This is a genomic window from Microcystis sp. LE19-8.1F, from assembly GCF_027531715.1.
GTDB lineage: Bacteria > Cyanobacteriota > Cyanobacteriia > Cyanobacteriales > Microcystaceae > Microcystis > Microcystis wesenbergii_A.
Window position 1 is genome coordinate 12,144 of record NZ_JAPZSO010000162.1, and the last position, 20,036, is coordinate 32,179.

16 protein-coding genes are annotated in these 20,036 nt (G+C 42.4%); 9 read left to right on the forward strand and 7 right to left on the reverse strand.

Going from position 1 to position 20,036, the window contains the following annotated elements; all coding sequences use genetic code 11:
* The first annotated feature begins 208 nt into the window (after nucleotides 1-208).
* Nucleotides 209-1,258, forward strand: a complete 1,050-nt coding sequence (locus O9334_RS15815; RefSeq protein ID WP_288001088.1) for a DNA-methyltransferase — start codon at nucleotides 209-211, stop codon at nucleotides 1,256-1,258.
* A gap of 167 nt (nucleotides 1,259-1,425) precedes the next feature.
* Here O9334_RS15815 and groL read toward each other — a convergent pair whose 3' ends face one another.
* The 3 genes from groL to O9334_RS15830 form a co-directional block, all read right to left on the reverse strand.
* The gene (groL, locus tag O9334_RS15820) at nucleotides 1,426-3,108 is read right to left on the reverse strand and encodes a chaperonin GroEL (protein WP_002784220.1); all 1,683 of its coding nucleotides are present in this window, start codon (nucleotides 3,106-3,108) and stop codon (nucleotides 1,426-1,428) included.
* A 679-nt stretch (nucleotides 3,109-3,787) separates the two neighbouring features.
* A complete protein-coding gene (locus O9334_RS15825; RefSeq protein WP_238567739.1) occupies nucleotides 3,788-4,423 on the reverse strand; it encodes an SH3 domain-containing protein in 636 nt (211 codons plus the stop codon).
* Between the two features lie 91 nt (nucleotides 4,424-4,514).
* On the reverse strand, nucleotides 4,515-6,065 hold the full coding sequence (locus O9334_RS15830) for a glycoside hydrolase family protein (RefSeq protein ID WP_288001124.1): 1,551 nt from the start codon (nucleotides 6,063-6,065) through the stop codon (nucleotides 4,515-4,517).
* A gap of 617 nt (nucleotides 6,066-6,682) precedes the next feature.
* On the opposite strand from O9334_RS15830, the gene O9334_RS15835 reads away from it, so the two are divergent.
* The 3 genes from O9334_RS15835 (at nucleotide 6,683) to O9334_RS15845 (ending at nucleotide 11,001) form a co-directional block, all read left to right on the forward strand.
* Nucleotides 6,683-8,125 carry a sensor histidine kinase gene (locus O9334_RS15835; protein WP_288016869.1) on the forward strand — a complete coding sequence of 481 codons (1,443 nt, stop codon included), beginning with the start codon at nucleotides 6,683-6,685 and terminating at the stop codon, nucleotides 8,123-8,125.
* Nucleotides 8,126-8,217: 92 nt separating this feature from the next.
* Nucleotides 8,218-9,315, forward strand: coding sequence for a saccharopine dehydrogenase family protein (locus tag O9334_RS15840; protein WP_288001126.1), 1,098 nt, complete (start codon nucleotides 8,218-8,220; stop codon nucleotides 9,313-9,315).
* A gap of 3 nt (nucleotides 9,316-9,318) precedes the next feature.
* Nucleotides 9,319-11,001 (forward strand): mechanosensitive ion channel family protein, encoded by a 1,683-nt coding sequence (locus O9334_RS15845; protein WP_288001128.1) that lies wholly within the window; start codon nucleotides 9,319-9,321, stop codon nucleotides 10,999-11,001.
* On the opposite strand, the gene O9334_RS15850 is transcribed toward O9334_RS15845, so the two are convergent.
* Nucleotides 10,928-11,431 carry a hydrogenase maturation protease gene (locus O9334_RS15850; RefSeq protein WP_045356839.1) on the reverse strand — a complete coding sequence of 168 codons (504 nt, stop codon included), beginning with the start codon at nucleotides 11,429-11,431 and terminating at the stop codon, nucleotides 10,928-10,930. The genes O9334_RS15845 and O9334_RS15850 overlap by 74 nt on opposite strands.
* A gap of 351 nt (nucleotides 11,432-11,782) precedes the next feature.
* Here O9334_RS15850 and O9334_RS15855 point away from each other — a divergent pair, with 351 nt between their 5' ends.
* Nucleotides 11,783-12,466: a Uma2 family endonuclease gene (locus tag O9334_RS15855; RefSeq protein WP_045356837.1), complete on the forward strand. Its 684-nt coding sequence runs from the start codon at nucleotides 11,783-11,785 to the stop codon at nucleotides 12,464-12,466.
* 23 nt (nucleotides 12,467-12,489) lie between these two features.
* Here O9334_RS15855 and O9334_RS15860 read toward each other — a convergent pair whose 3' ends face one another.
* Together O9334_RS15860 and O9334_RS15865 are read right to left on the reverse strand one after the other, a co-directional pair.
* The gene (locus O9334_RS15860; protein WP_045356835.1) at nucleotides 12,490-13,902 is read right to left on the reverse strand and encodes an LCP family protein; all 1,413 of its coding nucleotides are present in this window, start codon (nucleotides 13,900-13,902) and stop codon (nucleotides 12,490-12,492) included.
* Nucleotides 13,903-14,323: 421 nt separating this feature from the next.
* A complete protein-coding gene (locus O9334_RS15865; RefSeq protein ID WP_045356833.1) occupies nucleotides 14,324-14,944 on the reverse strand; it encodes a GNAT family N-acetyltransferase in 621 nt (206 codons plus the stop codon).
* Nucleotides 14,945-15,251: 307 nt separating this feature from the next.
* Between O9334_RS15865 and O9334_RS15870 the strand changes: the two genes are divergently transcribed.
* Nucleotides 15,252-16,493 carry an AmpG family muropeptide MFS transporter gene (locus O9334_RS15870; protein ID WP_288001130.1) on the forward strand — a complete coding sequence of 414 codons (1,242 nt, stop codon included), beginning with the start codon at nucleotides 15,252-15,254 and terminating at the stop codon, nucleotides 16,491-16,493.
* Nucleotides 16,494-16,506: 13 nt separating this feature from the next.
* Here O9334_RS15870 and O9334_RS15875 read toward each other — a convergent pair whose 3' ends face one another.
* Nucleotides 16,507-17,931, reverse strand: coding sequence for a PP2C family protein-serine/threonine phosphatase (locus O9334_RS15875; RefSeq protein ID WP_288001131.1), 1,425 nt, complete (start codon nucleotides 17,929-17,931; stop codon nucleotides 16,507-16,509).
* 206 nt (nucleotides 17,932-18,137) lie between these two features.
* Between O9334_RS15875 and O9334_RS15880 the strand changes: the two genes are divergently transcribed.
* The 3 genes from O9334_RS15880 to O9334_RS15890 all read left to right on the forward strand — a co-directional run bounded on the left by O9334_RS15880 (nucleotide 18,138) and on the right by O9334_RS15890 (nucleotide 19,748).
* The gene (locus O9334_RS15880) at nucleotides 18,138-18,788 is read left to right on the forward strand and encodes a nitroreductase family protein (protein ID WP_045356825.1); all 651 of its coding nucleotides are present in this window, start codon (nucleotides 18,138-18,140) and stop codon (nucleotides 18,786-18,788) included.
* A gap of 9 nt (nucleotides 18,789-18,797) precedes the next feature.
* Nucleotides 18,798-18,947, forward strand: coding sequence for a hypothetical protein (locus O9334_RS15885; RefSeq protein ID WP_288001133.1), 150 nt, complete (start codon nucleotides 18,798-18,800; stop codon nucleotides 18,945-18,947).
* A 111-nt stretch (nucleotides 18,948-19,058) separates the two neighbouring features.
* Nucleotides 19,059-19,748 (forward strand): mechanosensitive ion channel family protein, encoded by a 690-nt coding sequence (locus O9334_RS15890; RefSeq protein WP_238567737.1) that lies wholly within the window; start codon nucleotides 19,059-19,061, stop codon nucleotides 19,746-19,748.
* Nucleotides 19,749-20,036 lie beyond the last annotated feature (288 nt).

Consider the following 20,036-nt stretch of genomic DNA (forward strand, 5'->3'; position numbering starts at 1 on the left):
ATCAATCTACTCAGTTGAGATTTTTCAAGGAAAACTCGCTGCTTTATCAGTCAATCTTTGACTCTTGGTGGGGTTCTACCCCCCCCATCCAGGGTAAGGGAAGGAGAATGATTACAAAAGTTATTAAATTAAGCACAACTCCAGTGATATTTTGGTAAAATAAGGGCATAATTGAAACTATCAAAATACTTACCTGTCCTTTGAGATTATGGTTGTAGAGTCCCAGGGGAAACAAAAAAAACTATCGTCTAGGGAAGATGAGTCTCGTCCAATTGCCAATAAGGAACAAAACTCTTATCTAGCAGAGGCAATTGTTGATCATCAATCAACTCAGATTGCCCCTTCCTCCTTACTACAGCCATTTTCTCCAGAGTTAGAAAAAGATAGAGCCAACAAATTTAATTTTCTTCAAGAAATTCTGGTTAGTCATCTTGGTCAACCTTTTTACTCAGACAACGGCTTTATTCTTTATCAAGGAGATGCCATAGACTTTTTGTCTAAACTATCTCATAGTGACATAAAAATTGACCTCACTGTTACATCACCACCTTATAATATTGGCAAAGAATATGAACGAGTTCTTTCAATCAATGACTATGTTGATTGGTGTGCTAATTGGCTGCGGCAAATTTATCAGATTACTCAAGATAACGGTGCTTTGTGGCTAAATGTCGGTTATTTAGAAGTACCAGAAAAGGGATTATGTGTTCCGATTCCCTATCTTCTTTGGGATAAGTCTCCCTTTTATCTTTTACAAGAAATTGTCTGGAAATATGGGGCAGGTGTTTCTACAAAAAATCGTCTTAGTCCTCGCAATGAAAAATGGCTTTTTTATCTCAAAAATTGCCAAGAATATACTTTTAACTTAGATAATATTCGTGACCCTAACGTTAAGTATCCCAATCAAAAGAAAAATGGTAAATATCGTTGTAATCCCCTCGGTAAAAATCCTTCTGATGTGTGGGAAGTTCCTAAAGTCACTACAGGAGAAAAGCGCAGTTCTAAGGAAAGAACTGGACATCCTGCACAATTTCCTTTAGCAATTGTCGAGAGAATTATACAAGCTTCATCTAATCCCGTAGAAATAATTCTTGATCCCTTTGCTGGTTCTTGTTCTACAGGAATAGCGGCCTTGGGATTAGGAAGAATTTTTGTGGGTTTTGAAATTCGACAAGACTATTGCGAGATAGCTGCAGAGAGATTTAAAAGATTTAAAAAAGAAAGAAGCAATACTCATATTCAAGGATCATTATTCTAGATTTTTCCAGACAATTGGAGCAATTTATAATTTTCTACATCAGAGGAAAAAGGCGATCTCTGTGGTTGAGGAAAAAAAACCTGCCCCTAATGCCGATGATAACGAGAAAAGGGACAGATTGGCTCAATTGAATGAGATTATTTTGAGAGGCCAGACGGCATCAGGAATTACATCATACCCATGCCACCCATGCCGCCCATGCCGCCCATGCCACCCATGCCACCCATGCCGCCCATGCCGCCCATATCGGGGGCTGCGGCTTCTTTAACGGGTTTTTCGACCACGAGGGCTTCGGTCGTTAGGACCATACCGGCGATGGAAGCGGCGTTTTGAACGGCTGACCGCACCACTTTAGCCGGATCGATAATTCCAGCGGCGATTAAGTCTTCGTACTTGCCGGTGAGGACATTGTAACCGACGCTAAAAGCGGTCTCGCGCACACCTTCCACGATCACATCGCCTTCCACACCGGCGTTGTTGGCTAACTGACGCAGGGGGGCTTCTAGGGCTTTGGCGACGATATCGGCGGCGACTTTTTCCTCATCGTTAGTCAAAGAAGCTTTGAAAGCCTTCACCTTAGAAGCCAGATGAATCAAGGTTGTACCACCGCCCGGGACGATACCTTCTTCCACGGCGGCTTTGGTGGCATTGAGGGCATCTTCGATGCGGAGTTTGCGATCCTTGAGTTCGGTTTCTGTGGCTGCCCCGACTTTAATGACGGCCACACCGCCGGCTAATTTAGCGATGCGTTCCTGTAATTTTTCCTTATCGAATTCAGAATCGGTTTCTTCTAACTGTTTTTTCAGTTGGGCGAGACGTTTCTGCACATCGGCTTTATTGCGGCTGTCCCCGGAGGCGACAATAATTGTATTGTCTTTTTCTAGGGTGATTTTTGCCGCTTGCCCTAGCAGATCGAGGCTAACCGTGTCAAGACTCAAGCCCACTTCTTCGGAAATCAGACGACCGCCGGTGAGGATGGCGATATCTTGTAAAACCGCCTTGCGACGTTCCCCAAAACTGGGGGCTTTGATAGCGACGACATTTAAGACTCCCCGGGCCTTGTTGACCACTAGAGTGGCTAAGGCTTCGCCGTCCACATCTTCGGCGATAATTAATAGGGGACGACCTTGACGGGCAACGGCTTCGAGGACGGGGACTAATTCAGCGATCGCACTGATTTTTTTATCGGTAATCAGGATCAGGGGGTTGTCGTACTCGACGATCTGTCTTTCTTGATCGGTGATGAAATAGGGAGAGATATAACCGCGATCAATCTGCATCCCTTCCACTACTTCTAATTCGGTGGTTAGGGATTTCGATTCTTCCACGGTGATTACGCCATCGGTGGTGACTTTTTCCATGGCGGTGGCGATCATTTGTCCCACTTCTTCATCGTTGCCAGAAGAAACGGTGGCCACTTGAGCGATCGCATCTCCAGCGATCGGTTTAGCGACGGCGGCGATTTCTTCCACCAGATAGGCGATGGTTTTGTCTAGTCCGCGTCTTAAAGCGACGGGATTGGCCCCGGCGGTAACGTTTTTCAGACCTTCTTTAATTAAAGCCTGGGCGATGATGGTGGCGGTGGTGGTGCCATCTCCCGCTAAATCTTTGGTTTTTGCCGCTACTTCCTGAATTAATCTCGCCCCGGTGTTTTCGAGGGGATCGGACAATTCGATTTCTTTGGCCACGGTGATGCCGTCATTAACGATCTGGGGGGCGCCGTATTTCTTTTCTAACAAGACATTGCGTCCTTTCGGACCGAGGGTGATTTTTACCGCATCGGCCAAGGCGTTGACACCTCTTTCTAGGGCGCGACGGGATTCATCTTTAAAGGCAATGATTTTGGACATGGTATCGCTGTTGTGATAGGACTCCTTATAGTTAATTTAGCACTCTTAGGGCTTGAGTGCTAAGATGCGGCCGCGGTCATTGAGGGGATAACGATGTTGAGGAGATAACGATGTTATGTCCCCACGGCAGACTGAATTGAGTTAAAAAAATAAAAAAAGACCAAGAGAGCCTTCTAGTTTGACAAAAAAAGGATAACTCCGATTAACCCGATTTCGGGTTAATCGGAATGGCGATCGCTTGAACTTGAATTTTTTTTAACTCGGATGTTCCTGACTCTTGGTTTCGATATTTTTAACTTTTTCTTCTCCTAATTTGTTAGATTTTTTGATAATTTTAAACTATATTAATAATCTAATTCCACAGTTAATGTCGCATTTTTTATTGTCGATACTAACGATATTTAACCGAATATAGCGTTTCCTAAGCTAGTGAGGTACACCTGTTTTTCTTCCCCTTTGCCTTTTGCCTCTTGCCTTTTGCCTAAAACCCATAACTTTTGTACCTCAGCAGACTGAAAAACGCTATAACTGCCATCTTCTTGTTCACTTCAAGGGAAGCTCCACAGGCAACTAAAATAGTTTTTATGACAGTTATAATTGATATTCTGATGACTACTTAGTTTTCAAGTAAGAGCCTCCTTAATGAATTAAAAGAATAATATTGATCTTGTATTTGCTACTAAGGATAAACAGGATTACGCCTATACCAATCAACGTAAGTTAAACTTTTTGGAGAAATATTTTGCATAAATTTTTCCAAGTTTTGACGCTCATTTGTGTTAGTCCCTAATCCAAAATCGAGAGAAGATAAAACTGCTCGGCGAATAGTTGGACTTTGACGATCGAGAATGGCAACTAAAAATTTCGGATTTTGATTAGCCCATTGTACAATAACTGTGGCATAATTTTCCTCTACTATCCCATCTATATACGGAGACATTTTAACCAAAGTTTCCGCATCTTTTTGATAGCCATTTGCTGCTTTTTTTCCAAGTTTAATTATAGTCGGCAGTCCCAATTCTATAAGTAAATCACGACCTTGATCACAAGAAATTCGAGAAATTTGACTACCAGCTAACCAACCAGCAAGAGGTAATTTAATTTTCAGCCATTTTTGATGACCCTCACTTAATTGTACAGAACTGCCGCTAGGTAAAGTTGCAATAACGTTATTTCCTTGTATTTGAGGATAGGAACGGATATTCACATAACCATCGCGGGCGGTAACAAAAAATTTTTGACAAGATTCTGCGCTAACAATTGAGTTACCTGTTAGCAATAAAGATAAGGAAAAAATGGTAATTGTGCCTAACATTTATGGTTAGAAAAGTTTTCAATGTACCAATAATTACTAGAGACAATTGAATCATCATTAAACAATTCAATTGCCCCTTATTAAAGATAGGCTAGGGTTTGGGACAAGTTCCTAAACCCCAATCCACAAAAAAGTCTCGTGGGTCAGTTTCCCGAAGCCAACGAACAAAACGTTGATAATCGCCAATCGTATAAATTCCCACACATCCTGCGGTACCAGGAGACTTCTTGCGGCGATTCCAGTCGATGTGAATTTCAATAGCACTTCTACGGGTTGAATTGGGCTTTTGATAAGTTAAAGGCGTTGACACTGGACCAACTCCAGGATCAGGAAATACAAATTTTCCAGAGTAATCATCTTTGTGTGCAGGACCCCCTGCCCATTTAATATTCTCAATTCGCCATAACCCTTCTGGTAGCGGCTCAAATGATTTAGGTACACTAGCGGTAGCCGTCTTAAAAATCTGTCTCGATGGCGTACCAGAACAGACATTAAGACTGTCTTTCAGTTGTCCATCTTTAAAGTATTCCATTTTTAAAACGAAACAACCAAATTCATCTTTTTTGTTGGTTTTGGTTAATTTAAGATAATTTTTACCCGCACTGGGTACGCCGACAGGAGGAGTTACAGGAACTGGATTTCCTTCCCACAGTTTTTTCCAAGTCAGGGGGCCGACTTTGCCATCTGCTTCATTAGCTCCAAAAAATTTGGCTTGGAAAGCTTTAACAGCTTGATCCGTTCCTGAACCAAAGTTGCCGTCAATTTCCCCTTGATAGTAGCCCAAATCTCGCAAACGTACCTGCAATTCCTCAATATCTTGCTTTAAACTGGCGGGAGTATCTTCGTCTGCTCCCATTCCAATTATTAAAAGTTGATTATCCAATGAGGGGGGTGCATCAACTTTTGTGATTGTCGCAAATTCCCTTTTTTGAATTAAGATTCTTTCCCCCGCAGGTACTTGTTTTTCCTGGGGGGCAATGAGGAAATTTTTAGCATTAGGATATTGACGTATGACGGTAATTAAGTCCTCTTTATCCGGGCTTTCTAAAGTCAAAATTTCTATAACATCAGAGCCTTTTCGAGCCACAATAATCGTATCATCATTATTTTTGTCTCGATAGCCCTCTAACCAATCAACTTGAGCTTGTAAGGAGGGTTCAGGCTTGTCTAAAGGTTTTCCTTCACTTCCAGATTTTTCAAATAAAGCCTTTTCTTCACGCCGACGATTAGTTAAACCTTCTAAAACAATTTTCACTCCGTTTTTTGTTGCTTTATTCCAAACTAAAAATTGTTCTGCCGCTCCAGTAAAATCACCACTATTAAGTTTTTTCAGTAGGGTACTTCCTTGAAACGCCCCACCACCGACGTTGTAGCAAAAAGAAACTAGAGCATCGAATTGATTCTGATTGAGTCCTACTGTTACTTTTTTGGTAACTAACTCAGCAAAATCGTCAGCTTCTAATTTTAATAAGTCCTCCGCTTCTGCTTCGGTGACAATATCTCCTAACTCCACAGGTTGCCCATTGGGATAACGAATCGTTCCATAACCAATAGTAGGTATTCCCACTGGATCTAAGTAAGCATTGGCACGAAATCCTTCCCATTTTTTAATTAAGTCAAGACAGATTTGCGAAATTTCCATATTTAATTTACCTCTTAATTCTCAGAATTTGCTCACGGCAAAATATAGTCAATAACCGACCCCAACTATTGCTGAACAGTTACCACTACTCAACTGTTTACCTAGCTTGAAAGCAACACTTAAACAGGCAAACCAAGAGCCGATGGTTCCTCCCATTGACCTAAGGTCAAGGCAAAAGGGTTTGGGAGCAAAGATTGGTTAGTTAGGGAAATAATTTGGGAACAATTTAACTTGCTCTATGATAACCATAGATAAACAAAAAAAATACTTAAATGTAACAAAAAAACACATAAGTCGGCAGGTGTAATTAAATATCAGACTTATCGAGGTTGAATTGAGACACGAACCCCACAACCGGCATAGGTGATCAACTGGACTAACCTATATTACAAATCATTAAGCCGATTGACAGCCTTTCCGATCAAGATGAAGTATAACCTAACCTGGTATCGACTACCGACTCCCCAAAAGCAAAACTTTGTACCTCACTATTAAGATAACTGTTATCAAAACGCGGATATCACTGCCAATAGAGTTCGGTTTTACCGTTATGGGATGAGCATTAACGGGGGTAATATTCTAGGTAAGGAATTTGTATCTAGTCAGTGATGAAGACGATGTTAAAGGGGTCTTTACCGAAATTAAGCGATATTTTCCCGCCGACTGACCATCAGGACCGGGAAACTTTCACCCCCAATGCTTTTTATCCTAATTTATCGGAATGGCTCAAGCGCTCGCAACTGAAAGCGGAAAGTGAGTGGTTCGCAGCGATCGCCGCTTTAGAAAATATCTTATTACAAAACCAAAATAATGCTGCCGCCGGTCGGGGTTTAATTCTCTCCGGTCCGACGGCTTTAGTTAGAGAAAGCAAGGCTTTAACGGGTTTTGAATTTGGTGTTTTCACCGTTAAAGCTTTAAAACATTTACAATGGCCGGGTTTGCAATTGCCTTCTCAGGAAAAATCCGCCGCCGATGTTTCCCCGACGGAGATTCATGAATTGCCTCTCTTGCCAACGGATCCGATTGCTAATGAAAGGTTTTGTCTGGTTTTTAGCGAAAGTTTCGCTCTTTTGCTGGTTTTAGGCGAGGATCAGTGGGGTTTGTCCTCTTTTCAATTTTCCTTTGATCCCGTCCTCACTCAGCAAGCTTGGCAGCAGTTGCGGCAACGATTAGTTAATCTGCGTTATCCGCAAATCGGGACTTTAGAGGCAATTATCGAGGCTAATGGCAGTCCCTCGCCGGATTATCGTCTAGTTAGCCAATTTAGTCGCCAATTACTGCAAAATTTACCCGACCAGTCTAACTTAGACCTGAAAAAAACGAAATCGCCTATCAATGCCGAAATCACTCCCCCAGAGGAAGATAATTCTAATTTAGAATCGGGTTGTGATTTGGAGTTATTGCGCGCCTTAACCCACGAAATTCGCACCCCTTTAACCACCATTCGCACCATTACCCGATTATTGTTAAAACGGGCAAAAGTAACGGAAGATGTGCAGAAATATTTAGAAACAATCGATTTAGAATGTAGTGAACAAATTCAGCGCATGGAATTAATTTTCCGAGCCGCAGAATTGGGTATTAATCCTCTGGTAGATAAACCGATTCAATTAATTCCAATTGCTCTAGAAAAAGTCTTTCAAGATAGTATTCCCCGGTGGCAAAAACAAGCTAAACGGCGCAATGTCAATTTAGAAGTTAATGTACCGAAAAAATTGCCTTCGGTAATTAGCGACCCGAATTTATTGGATCAAATGTTAAATGGAGTCGTGGAAAAATGTACTCGCAGTATGGCTAGTGGTGGTCTGTTACAAGTACATATATCAACGGCAGGAAATCAATTAAAAATGCAGTTCCAAACTCAGGTAAAATCGCCTAATCTTACTTTCAAAGATTTAGGAAAAGTCTTAATGTTTCAACCAGAAACGGGTAGTTTAAGTCTGAATATGAAGGTGACTAAAAACCTTTTTCAAGCTTTGGGAGGTAAATTTATTGTGCGTGAAAAACCCGAAGAAGGTGAGATTTTAACGATTTTCTTGCCCCTCGGACGCATTAAATAAGTTGGGATTATTCTAAAATTTTCATCCTGAAAAATAGGCAAAATTGCCAAGAGGATGCTATAATAGGGCAACAAATATTATTGATAGTTGCCATGGAAAAAACTGTTTTAATTTTAGGTGGCACTGGTCGCATTGGTCAAAGTGTTGCCCTAGATATTATTAATCATACTACAGCTAAAATTATTATCACCGGACGCAAGGAAAAAGCCATTAAATTACTGCCAAGAATGCAGTTTTTGGCTTTGGATTTAGAAGAAATAGACAAGCTTAGACAGGCAATTAAAAATAGTGATTTAGTCATTCATTGTGCCGGTCCCTTTCACTATCGCGATGGCAGGGTAGTAAAAATCTGCATCGAAGAAAAAGTCAATTATATTGATGTTAGTGATCATCGTTCTTTTTATCAAAAGTTAATCCCCTATCGAGAATTAGCGATAAAAGCGGGAATAACTGCCGTGGTTAATACGGGAATTTTTCCCGGTATTTCTAATAGTATAGTGCGGGAGGGAGTCGAACAGTTAGATAGGGTAGAAACGATCCGTTTAAATTATGCCGTAGCCGGTTCAGGAGGTGCGGGATTAACTGTGATGCGGACTACTTTTCTCGGCTTAAAAAAGCCTTTTTTAGCTTGGATTGAGGGAAAATGGCAAGAGATTAAACCCTATACTGCTAGAGAAGTAATTGACTTTCCCGCTCCTTTGGGTAAAACTGGTGTTTATTGGTTTGATATGCCAGAAACCTATACTTTTGCTGAATCTTTTCAAGTGCAAAATGTGATCACAAAATTTGGTTCTATTCCCGATTTTTATAATCATTTAACTTGGATTACTGCCCATATTTTTCCCGATGCTTGGGTAGAAAGTTCTCGGGGAATTGAGTTTTTTTCCCAAGTTAGTTATCGCATGACAGAAGTAACCGATAAATTTTCGGGAATTGGGGTGGCAATGTTGGCAAAAGTCGCCGGATGGCAAGGGCAGCAAAAAGCAGTTTATCAAGCAACTATGCTTCACGAAAACACTGCCCAAGCAGCGGGTTGGGGAACTGGCAGCGTGGCAGAATTAATCTTAGCGGCAAAACTCGAAAAAGCCGGGATTTATCCGGTGGAACAGGTGTTATCCACAGAACTATTCCATGCTACGATGAAAAAAAGAGGTATTAAACTCGATCGCTCCTGTGCAATTGTGGCTTAGAAGATGAAAAAAATCTGGCGTTACTTAGGGCTGTTTTGTTTAGTTTTGTTACTGACTTTATCCCCCATCTTCATGATAGCAGCCCAGAATAATCCTGCTAAACAAGGACAGGAAACACCCCTGGAAACTTTGGGAGAAGTTTTTCCCGTCATGCTTGATAATCAAGAACTTTTTACGATTCGGCAGGGAATAGGTTCTTTTTCAGCGCAAGAAAGAGCGAAATCGATTACAGATAGAATTGAAAAAATTGCCGATGACGATGCTCTTTCTCCTGAAGATTTAACTATAAAAATCGATCCTGAAGACAAAAACCCTTCGATTATTTTGGGAGATACGGTTATTGCTACTATTACTTCTAAAGATGCCAAATTACACGCGGTAAGTCAAGAAGTATTGGCCGAACGAGCTTTGGCAAAGATTAAAGCGGCCATTGTCCGTTATCGTCAAGAACGTCAACCAGATAACCTCTTCAAAGATGCAGTTTTGACGGTAAGTGCTACCTTGGCCACGGTCTTAATTTTCTGGGTAATAATTTTTATATCTTCGCGGGTTTTTCCCCAGATTCAGAGATTAATCACCTCCCTAGTTCCTGGGGTCGTATTCCAAAATTTTGAGATTATTAGTTCCCAGACAATAGGAATTTTTTCCCTAAGAGTTTTGCAATTTATCCGCACTCTGATTATTTTAACTATTCTCTATTTTTATTTAACTTTTGTCCTTCGTCTTTTTCCCTGGACTAGAAAATTTGGTGATGGTTTTCTACAATACTTTTTTAGTGCTTTGGAAGTTATTTCCCAAGAGATAGCAAAATATTTACCCAATATTTTTATTATACTGATAATTGTTTTTATAACTCACTATCTGTTGAGAGCAATTAAACCATTTTTCACTGGATTGGAAAGAGAAAATTTAGTAATTAATGGTTTCTATCCCGATTGGGCAAAACCAACCTATAATTTACTGTCACTGCTGATAATTGCCTTAGCTATAGTCATCGCTTTTCCCTATCTACCCGGATTTAATTCTCCGGCTTTTCAGGGGGTGTCGGTATTTTTAGGGGTGCTATTTTCCTTGGGTTCCACCTCTGCTATCGCTAACGTGGTAGGAGGAATTATCCTCATCTATACCCGCTCTTTTCAACTAGGAGATAAAATTTCTATTGGTGATGTTATTGGAGATGTGATTGAAAAAGGATTATTAGTCACCCGTATTCGCACACCAGCTAATAGAATTATCACGATTCCTAATTCATCGCTGTTAAACACCAATGTGATTAACTTTAGTGTCTCTCAAAGGGAATTCAAACAGCCTTTAATTTTGCAAACCACAGTCACTCTCGGTTATGATTTACCTTGGCGTAAGGTTCACGCAACCCTGAAAGAAGCAGCCTTAGCCACTAAATTTATTGTCTCAGAACCTGCTCCTTTTGTCTTGCAAACCAGTCTCGATGATTTTTATGTCAGCTATCAGCTAAATGCCTACACCGATCATCCTAGCAAAATGGTGTATATTTATTCTGAATTACATCAAAATATTCAGGATAAATGTAACGAAGTCGGTATCGAAATTATGTCTCCTCACTACAAGGCTCTCCGGGATGGCAATCACAGCACTATTCCTGAAAATTATCTGCCGGAAGATTATCAAAGTCCGGCTTTTGGTATTCAGTCAAATCCTCAGAAGTAATAATTTTCCTAATAGCTTTAATCGCTTTTGTCAAGCCCTTTTGAGTTATTGTTGATAATTCTTCACCAAATTCACAGTTAATAGCAGGAATAAATATTCCCCAGGCCCTGGGAGTTTGTTGATAAATTGCTTGAGTTAATGCTAATAAAGAAGCGGGACTTTCTGCATGACCGAAATTATTCCATTCCGTAACTGCCGCTAATTTTTCTATCCGGATATCGGTTTGATTAGATAATACCGCATCAACAAAAATAACTAGGGAAGCATCAGCCATATCGGCCGCTAACTCAGGAGTCAATTGATGGGTAGCGATGACTTGCAGATGAGGCCAATTCTCCTCGGCGATAATTTCGGCTATTCTCACTCCCACTCCGTCATCATTTCTTAAAGTATTACCGTAACCGATGAGCAGTATTTTAAAATTATTCATGGTTATAGCATTTATCTTAATGATGAGGTGCAAAGTTTTCCTTTTTGGGGAGTCGGTGGTCGATACCAAATTAGGTTATAAGCTAAGACGCATTTAAAGCGCTTATTCTTAAGATTAGCCGAATCTCCCCCAATCCCTTTACTGTTGCCTCTTGCAAGAGTGCCTCTTGCCTCGTCTCAACAAGCAATTTAAATGCGCGGGCAGCTTACTTCATCTTAACGAGAAACGCTGTAAAATAAGTATAGGATATCTTCGATGCTCTCGATACAAAGCTTAACCTAATCGATAAATTAACTGAGTCTGGTAAGAAAACTTAAGCCTTGATAGTAGTTTCTTGATGAGCCAAAAATTATGCTATCGACTAACATAGTTTCCTCTAATATTATTCCCCCTCTCGAAAATGGTGATAGATTAACTCGTCCCGAATTCGAGCGCCGTTATCAAGCAATGACACAGCTAAAAAAAGCTGAATTAATCGCAGGAGTTGTTTATATGGCAGCCGCAGTGAGAGCCAAAAACCACGGTAAACCCCACGCTAATATTATCGGTTGGTTAACTGCCTACGAAGTGGCGACACCGGGGGTAGAAACACTGGATAATACTACTGTGCGACTTGATGGGGATAATCAACCACAACCAGATGCTTTATTAAGAATAGAAACCGGTGGACAATCAAGCATTAGTGAAGATGATTATGTAGAAGGCGCACCGGAATTAATCGTGGAAATTGCCGCTTCTACCGCTTCCTACGATTTACACGAAAAACTCAAAGTTTATCGTCACCATGGAGTACAAGAGTATATTATCTGGCGAGTTTATGATGTTCAATTGGATTGGTTTCGGTTAACTGATGGGGAATATTTGCCCCTAGAATCAACTCAAAATAACATCCTTTGCTCTCAAGTTTTCCCTGGATTATGGCTAGATAAAAATGCTTTATTATCGGGTAATTTAGCCGAAGTTTTGGAGGTGTTAAAGCAAGGAATAGTTAGTCAAGAACACCAAGATTTTTGTCAAACTTTGGCTAATCAATAACCCAGATAAATTTGATTTTTTTCTTAGTTGCCTAGGGATGGCTCAGAAAGATTAGCTGACTTTTCTTGCCAATCTTGACCGGTTTTAATCGTCACATCAGAAGCGAGATTCCCCGTACTTTCCACCAAAACTTCCCCGACACCAAGACTGTTATGCAGGTCAGAAGCGAGGGAATTATCCCCTTTTTGAGCAATAATTTTGGTAGTTTCTAGAATTGGCGATGAAGACTTAGAGACAAAAACATTTTCATAACCCAATGAGCGCAGATATCTGACTAGAGTTTGCACCGCTTCTGGATTATCGGTGCTGTCTTCCACAGCTATGCGAGTCGGTTGCGTCGTTTCCTCAATGTCAGCCATAAAAGAGCCGTGGTTAAAATGTTGAGCCACTAGCTCTTGAATTTTACTTTGATTGGGCAACCAATAACTGATCCCCTGCCGACCATCACCATTAAAGTCTCCGGGTAGCAGTAGCATTTGCACATCAGCGCGCTGAGTTTTGGAGGCAAAGCCGGCTAGGGCGAGTAACTCCTCTAAACTGAGATTAGTATCGATATGATTGCGGATAACCTCGATAATATCGGGAATTTTCAATAAAGTTGCTGGTTTTAGGGTTTGTTCCACTAAAGACCGCATTAATTGCTGTTGTCGTTGGATACGACCGATATCGCCGTTAGCATCGTAACGAAAACGGGCAAACTGGAGGAATTTCTCGCCGTTGAGGTGTTGTTCCCCTTTTTTCAGGTCAATGTAGAGGTGTTGACTAAAATCTTTGTACTTCATGTCTTTGGGAACATATACCGTCACCCCCCCCAAAGCATCAATTAATTTTTCCACACCCTGCACATTAATGCGAACATAGCGATCGATAGCCACTCCGTCCAAAAGATGACTAACCGTTTCCGCCGTTAAAGCAGGTCCCCCGATGGCGTTAGCTTCATTGATTTTTTTCTCCCCGTAACCCTCGATATCGGTGCGGGTATCCCGGGGTATGGAAAGCATGGTTAACTTCTGTCTTTGGGGGTCAAAACGCAGTAACAGCATGGTATCGGTTAAACCAGCCAAGGAATTAACCGGGGCATGATAACCCAGATCTGGGGTTTGTGCCTCCTTGACATCGGATGTCAACACTTTCGCGCCAACTACCAGAATATTAACGGGACGGTTGAGGGCGGGAAGTTGCAGATTTTGATAGGATATGGCCTGCTGATTGTTAAAAGCGGCGGCTTCTTCGGGACTAAGAGCAGTTTGTCGCAAAGGTGTGGAGGAGAGAGACACAGCCAACATAGCCCCCGCCGTAGCGGAAACTAGGGCGCAGCCGGTGAAGCCTAGGGCTGTCAGGAACCATTTACCGGACAATCGCCGCTTTTTAACAGGTTTAGCCGCTAATTTGCTTGATTTTCCGCTTTTAAGCCTTGATTTTGTCTTATTAACCACAAATTGCCTCACACAATCACTAAATATCTCCCTAAAACCATATTTAAAGAGATAAACTATTTGTTTTCTCAGATACCCGGAAAATATTACGAAACTAATCGGGTTTTTTAGAGAGTTAGCAGATAATATAGCAGAATTTTTCCCTATAATCGTTCTGCATCTCAATTTTGTACAAATATCTAGGGTTTGTTTCGTGGGAGCGGGGAGTGGGGAAGTGGGGTGTGGGCTTCGGCCGTGAGATCAGCGTTCGACAAAAGCTCACGCCGAGGTCCGAACGGGTGTGGGGTGTGGGGTGTGGGGAAATGGGGAGAATAAATAAAAATAATCTCCTGACGACCGAATCCTGACGACCGAATCCTGACGACCGAATCCTGACGACCGAATCCTGACGACCGAATCCTGTCTCCTATCTCCTATCTCCTCATTGGCTGATTTTCTTGTGCAGAAATAACTTTTGTGGTCGATTAAATAACCAATTGCTCAACCAACCGTCGGTTTTTTGCAGACGATAACCGCTACTTAAGTAGAGTGACTGGGCCGCTAGGTTATTATCGAGAACATGGAGGGAAAGTTCCTCAAAACCCCATTCTCTAGCGATCTGTTCACACTTGAGCAGCAATCTCCGGGCCAGACCAGCACGCCGGCGATCGGGACTAACGGCTAAATTAGAAATATAAGGAATGGGAACAGCCAAAAAAGAACTGGATTTTAAGCTGATTTCCGCCGTAGCGACAATAACTTCCTGAGAACCCGTGGCGGTGACACTGGTTTGACTGACTACCAGACAGTGATAGTGAGGAGTATCGCCGCGCAATCGTCCCCGTAAGTCCTCGTAAATGCCTAATTTAAAGATGGGACGCAGAAAAGACCAATAATTGGCCGTGGGGAAAAAACTATCGGTGAGAATCTCCGCCAAGCTTTTGAGATCTTGGCTTTGGGCCAAACGCACCTCGACGGTAATGGTGGCAGTGTCACCGGTCGCTTCCGAGTCAGAGGGGTTAGACAATAGGTATGAGATAAAACAGGAGTCCACTTTAATCACAGGAGTCGGCGGGGAAGGTGGGGATGGCAGTCCTTATCCGGGAAAGGTAAATAGGGGTGGGAGCTAGTTGGGAGAATCAAGCATCTATCTTAAGGAGAATACCGCAATTTTTCAAGACTACTGAATCAAAATCTCATCCATTCTACTGCCTATAGCCCCAGTTAGGGGAAAGACCGCTATTTTTCGGGAATTTTTTTTGATCGCCAGGCAATGGTTAAGATGGGACGATGCTGGTTAGAACTAATCTCTTTCTTTTTGGGTCAATTAACTATATTCTTTAATCTAATCTATCCTCCTACCCCCCTCTATGATCAAAGAAATTTCCGCTTATTTGCAAGTGTTCCGCAGTCAAAAAATGGCGGCTTTGTTATTCTTAGGTTTCGCTTCTGGATTACCCTTATTTCTCACCAGTCGCACCCTGCAAGCTTGGATGACCACCGAAGGAGTTGATCTGAAATCGATCGGTTTATTTAGTTTAGTCGCTCTCCCCTACTCTCTCAAATTTCTTTGGTCTCCCTTACTCGATCGCTATCTTCCCCCGCTGCTTGGTCGTCGTCGCGGTTGGATTTTAATCGCTCAAATTTGTTTAACTTTAGCGATTGGTTTTATGGCTTTTCAACAACCAAAACAATCTTTAGAATTATTGGCAATTAATGCTTTACTGATTGCTTTTTTTAGTGCCAGCCAAGATATTGCCTACGATGCCTATCGCACAGATATTTTAGAAAAATGGGAGATGGGTGCTGGGGTGGCGATCGGGGTTTTAGGTTATCGTTTGGCTTTAATTTTAACTGGTTCGATCGCTTTAATTTTAGCCGATCACTTTCCCTGGCCCCTCGTCTATCTTTTCCTAGCGGGATTAATGGCTTTAACGATTATTTGGTCTTTTTTCGCCCCAGCTACTACCCCTAGAGATGATCATCCCCAAACCCTTTTAGAGGCGGTTTGGTTGCCTTTCCAAGAGTTTTTTCAACGCTATCGATTCGGTCAAGGAATCGGCATTCTCGCCTTTATTGTTCTCTATCGTTTAGGGGATGCTTTAGTTAATAATATGGTGACTCCTTTTCTCTTAAAAACTGGTTTCAGTCAAACCGCTATCGGGGCGATCCAAGGCGGCCTGGGCATGATAGCAACTATGGTGGGAGTTTTATTAGGTGGTTCCCTGTTAAGTCGTTGGGGAATTAATCGATCGCTCTGGATTTTTGGTGTCTTGCAAGCTCTTAGTAATTTAGCCTATTTTATTTTAGCAAATTTAGGGCAAAATTATCCTTTTATGGTCTTAGCTATTAATATTGAAAATTTCTGCGGCGGCTTAGGCACTGCCGCTTTTGTGGCTTTTTTAATGAGTCTTTGTAATGCTCGTTTTACCGCTACTCAGTACGCCCTCTTATCAAGTTTAATGGCTTTTAGTCGCGATATTTTGGTGGCTCCCGCCGGAGTTGTAGCCGAGGTGATCGGTTGGCAGTGGTTCTTTTTAATCACGGTAATTGCCGCTTTACCTGGGTTAGCTTTATTGCCTTTATTTGCCCCTTGGCAAGAGGAGAATTGAGCTAATTGATGATTTATTCCTCCGATTTCACTCGCATAACTACTAAAGTCATATCGTCGCTACCGTCATTTTCCAACCCGGTAAAAGCGGCAACTTTCCCAAATAAATATTCGAGAATCTGTTCGGGATCGGTGTACTGTTGACAGGCTTCCTTAACTGCCGATAGCCAATTTTTCTGATCAAATCTTTCCCCTTTCGAGTTAACTGCATCGGTAAAGCCATCGGTATAATAGATCAGCGTATCTCCTGCTTCTAATTGCACTTGGGCATCGTCATAGATAGAATCGGCCTCTAAACCAACTAATGTCCCTTCCGTGTCGAGAGACTCTAAATCTCCCGTTTTGGCCCGCCACCAGAGGGTGGGATAATGGGCAGCATTACTGTAGCCAAGACGGCGCGTCAGGGGATCATACTCGGAATAAAATAATGTCACGAAACGATGAGAATTATCGAGATCGGCATACATAACCCGATTGAGATGACGCAAAATCTGGGCCGGGGAGTGGCGATTTAACACTTCCGCTCGCAACATTCCCCGGGTCATGGTCATCAATAATCCTGCCGGGACACCTTTACCCATGACATCACCGATGACTATACTCCAAGGGGCGGTACTAGCTTCCATTTCCGCCTCCGTTGCTGGTTTAAATTGATCGTAGTTGCAGGGGATAAAATCATAATAATCGCCACCAACGCGATTAGCCGTTTTGCAGTGGGCTGCCAATTCTACCCCCTGAATTTTCGGACATTGCCGGGGTAAAAGACGATTTTGGATTTCGGAAGCGATTTCTAACTCTCGATCCTGACGTTCCTTGGCCCGTAATTCGACCGTTAATTCATTATTAGCTATAGCCACCGCCGTTTGATCGGCCACTAGCTGCAACAGTTTACGACGGGTGGGTGTCCAACCATAATCGGGATCGCGACTGAAAACGTATAAACGCCCCCGCTCACTGTTTTTTATCAAAACAGGTGTACTATAAACCTGCGTACCCTGTCCGAGAGTTTGCCGGATTTTATGGTCGAGACTATCGAGAAGCGATCGATTATTTTTATTCTCAAGTGCCGCTTCTTGGTTTAATTGTCGGATAATTGCCTCTAATTGTCGGCGTAGTTCCCCATTAATTTGATTATCTTGGCAATGCAGCTGATCAAGCGCCACTTGACCGTTATTTTTGCTCAAAATCAACGCCCCTCCCTCCGCGTCTGCCACTCGTGCGGCCATCAAGGGGGTAAGATCGAGGAATTGGTTTAAATTATTGAAACTCCGCAGGGCAAACCCGAGGGAACTTAAGAGATTTTGAACTTTGTTTTGTTCGCGATATAAACTGGCGACCAACTCTTTTAAGGCTAAAATTGGCTTGATATCGGTACTGTGATCGCCCATATTGACGGTGGCAGTGGTGAGGGTGTCCCTCGGTTCCGGCTCAGAAAGCATAAAATGATTTTTGTGGCGGTGACATGATTATAGCTAGATGGTCATTGGGTTATGACCTGTTTAAGTTTAACAGTATAGTCGATCTTTTCCTGACCGCCACAATTTAACCCTGATGTTTTACTATTTCGGTTTTGTCACACCGAAGGCTGAGGCTGATAGCTTGACCCTATAATAATTAGGAATATGTAACTCAATCAACTGACTTTATGACCTTGCCTCTCGATGTTCCCACGGCGATTAATCAACGTCGTTCCATTAAAACTTTTACCACCGATCCGATCGCCCCAGAACTGCTGAAAACCCTAGTAGAATTAACCGTTGCCGCACCTAGTAGTTTCAACATCCAAGATTGGCGAATTATTTTAGTACAAGATGAGGCACAAAAGGCCGCTTTAGCCGAGGCCGCTTGGGGACAAAAGCAAATTATCCAAGCGCCGGTTACTTTTGTTTTCGCTGCCGATGCTGCCGCAGGAGGAGGAGATCTAACTCCTATCTATGAACAGGCTCTCAGTACAGGTGCCTGGAGCGAAGGCACGGTAAAATATTTTAAACAGGCAATCCCGGGATTTCAAAAGGCTTTAGGCGAAAAAACCCGGGAATACGCGATTAAGGATGCCATTATTGCCGCTACTCATCTGGTTTTAGCTGCCGAAAGTCTCGGTTTATCTAGTTGTTTTCTCAACGGTTGGATCGAGGACAAGGTAAAAGCTGTGATTGGTGCTGCCGATCATCCCCATCTGGCGATCGCTGTTGTCGTTCCCATCGGTTACGCAGCGGAACCGCGGCTTAATCCGGGGCGTTTACCCTTAGATTACAATGTTTTTGTGGATCGCTTGGGTAATCCCTATCAAATCTAAACTCTAGCGATGATTTTCTCTCCCTCAGCTTGGTTAACGCCCTTTTTTAACACTCCCCTTTGGCGCGCTGGGGGTGTGTCCATCACTCTTGGTTGGATTGTTAGTATTTTTGTGCTGTTTGTTCTTGTCACCTGTCTGACGATCGCTTTTAAAAGTTGACTAAAAAATCGTCTGCTGAAAAGTATCGGTTTTGATGAGGGTAATCGAGAAGCGATCGCGACTCTGGCTAGTTTCGCTTTTGGGGCTTTTGGTTATATTATCCCCCTACAATTGACTGGATTCAATCTCGCTTCGATCGCTGTTTTAGCCGGTGGTTTGGGGGTGGGTATCGGTTTCGGTTTGCAGGAGTTAACCAAAAATCTCACCAGTGGTTTAACTTTGTTGGTGGAACGCAAGTTAAAAGTGGGCGATTTTATCGAATTTGAGCAAACAAAGGGTTATATCTGGGAAATATCGATTCGTTCTACCACCATTCGCACTGTTGATGGTGCAGAGTTAATCGTTCCTAACACAATCTTAACTAGCAATCGCGTCCAGAATTGGCATTATACCGACTCGCGCATTCGAGTCATTGTGCCGGTGGGAGTTGCCTACGGTACAGATGCTTTGATAGTAACGGAAATTCTGATGCAATCAGCCTATATGTCGGGAGAAATTGCCTTTAATCCGCTTCCCAAGGTGATTTTTAACGGTTTTGGTGATAGTGCTTTAAATTTTGAGTTGTGGGTATGGGTGGAAAAAGTCGAACAGGCCGTTTTTCTGAGAAGTTCCCTACACTTCATTATCGAGCATAATCTGCGTCATCGGGCCATAACGATTCCTTTTCCCCAGGGAGAGTTATGGTTGCATAATACCGACAGTTTTGAGGCAGTTAAGGAACAGGATCAGGAGATAGTTAAACCTTCAAAACCGCTATCGTTAAAAGAAATGTTATTGGGTGATTTCTGCTCAAGAAGATAAGCTGCCCGCGCATTTAAATTGCTTGTTGAGACGAGGCAAGAGGCACTCTTGCAAGAGGCAACAGTAAAGGGATTGGGGGAGATTCGGCTAATCTTAAGAATAAGCGCTTTAAATGCGTCTTAGCTTACCTGATAGATTAAAATAGGGGAAATGGCGAGTAGGAAAGAAAAAAATGGTGTCTATGCCAGAAGATACAGCCTTAACCCCCTCTCAAATCGAAGACTTACGTTTTGCAGCTAAAAAGATGACGGGAGCTTCTCGGCGAGCCTTTCAAGGGAGGATTTGTCA

Bases quoted from the DNA above. Each gene is read 5' to 3' on its own strand.
- O9334_RS15870 (WP_288001130.1), top strand. From the start codon at position 15,252: ATGATCAAAGAAATTTCCGCTTATTTGCAAGTGTTCCGCAGTCAAAAA.
- O9334_RS15825 (WP_238567739.1), bottom strand. From the start codon at position 4,423: ATGTTAGGCACAATTACCATTTTTTCCTTATCTTTATTGCTAACAGGT.
- O9334_RS15830 (WP_288001124.1), bottom strand. From the start codon at position 6,065: ATGGAAATTTCGCAAATCTGTCTTGACTTAATTAAAAAATGGGAAGGA.
- O9334_RS15835 (WP_288016869.1), top strand. From the start codon at position 6,683: ATGTTAAAGGGGTCTTTACCGAAATTAAGCGATATTTTCCCGCCGACT.
- O9334_RS15845 (WP_288001128.1), top strand. From the start codon at position 9,319: ATGAAAAAAATCTGGCGTTACTTAGGGCTGTTTTGTTTAGTTTTGTTA.
- O9334_RS15815 (WP_288001088.1), top strand. From the start codon at position 209: ATGGTTGTAGAGTCCCAGGGGAAACAAAAAAAACTATCGTCTAGGGAA.
- O9334_RS15855 (WP_045356837.1), top strand. From the start codon at position 11,783: ATGCTATCGACTAACATAGTTTCCTCTAATATTATTCCCCCTCTCGAA.
- O9334_RS15840 (WP_288001126.1), top strand. From the start codon at position 8,218: ATGGAAAAAACTGTTTTAATTTTAGGTGGCACTGGTCGCATTGGTCAA.
- O9334_RS15880 (WP_045356825.1), top strand. From the start codon at position 18,138: ATGACCTTGCCTCTCGATGTTCCCACGGCGATTAATCAACGTCGTTCC.
- O9334_RS15885 (WP_288001133.1), top strand. From the start codon at position 18,798: ATGATTTTCTCTCCCTCAGCTTGGTTAACGCCCTTTTTTAACACTCCC.
- O9334_RS15875 (WP_288001131.1), bottom strand. From the start codon at position 17,931: ATGCTTTCTGAGCCGGAACCGAGGGACACCCTCACCACTGCCACCGTC.
- groL (WP_002784220.1), bottom strand. From the start codon at position 3,108: ATGTCCAAAATCATTGCCTTTAAAGATGAATCCCGTCGCGCCCTAGAA.
- O9334_RS15850 (WP_045356839.1), bottom strand. From the start codon at position 11,431: ATGAATAATTTTAAAATACTGCTCATCGGTTACGGTAATACTTTAAGA.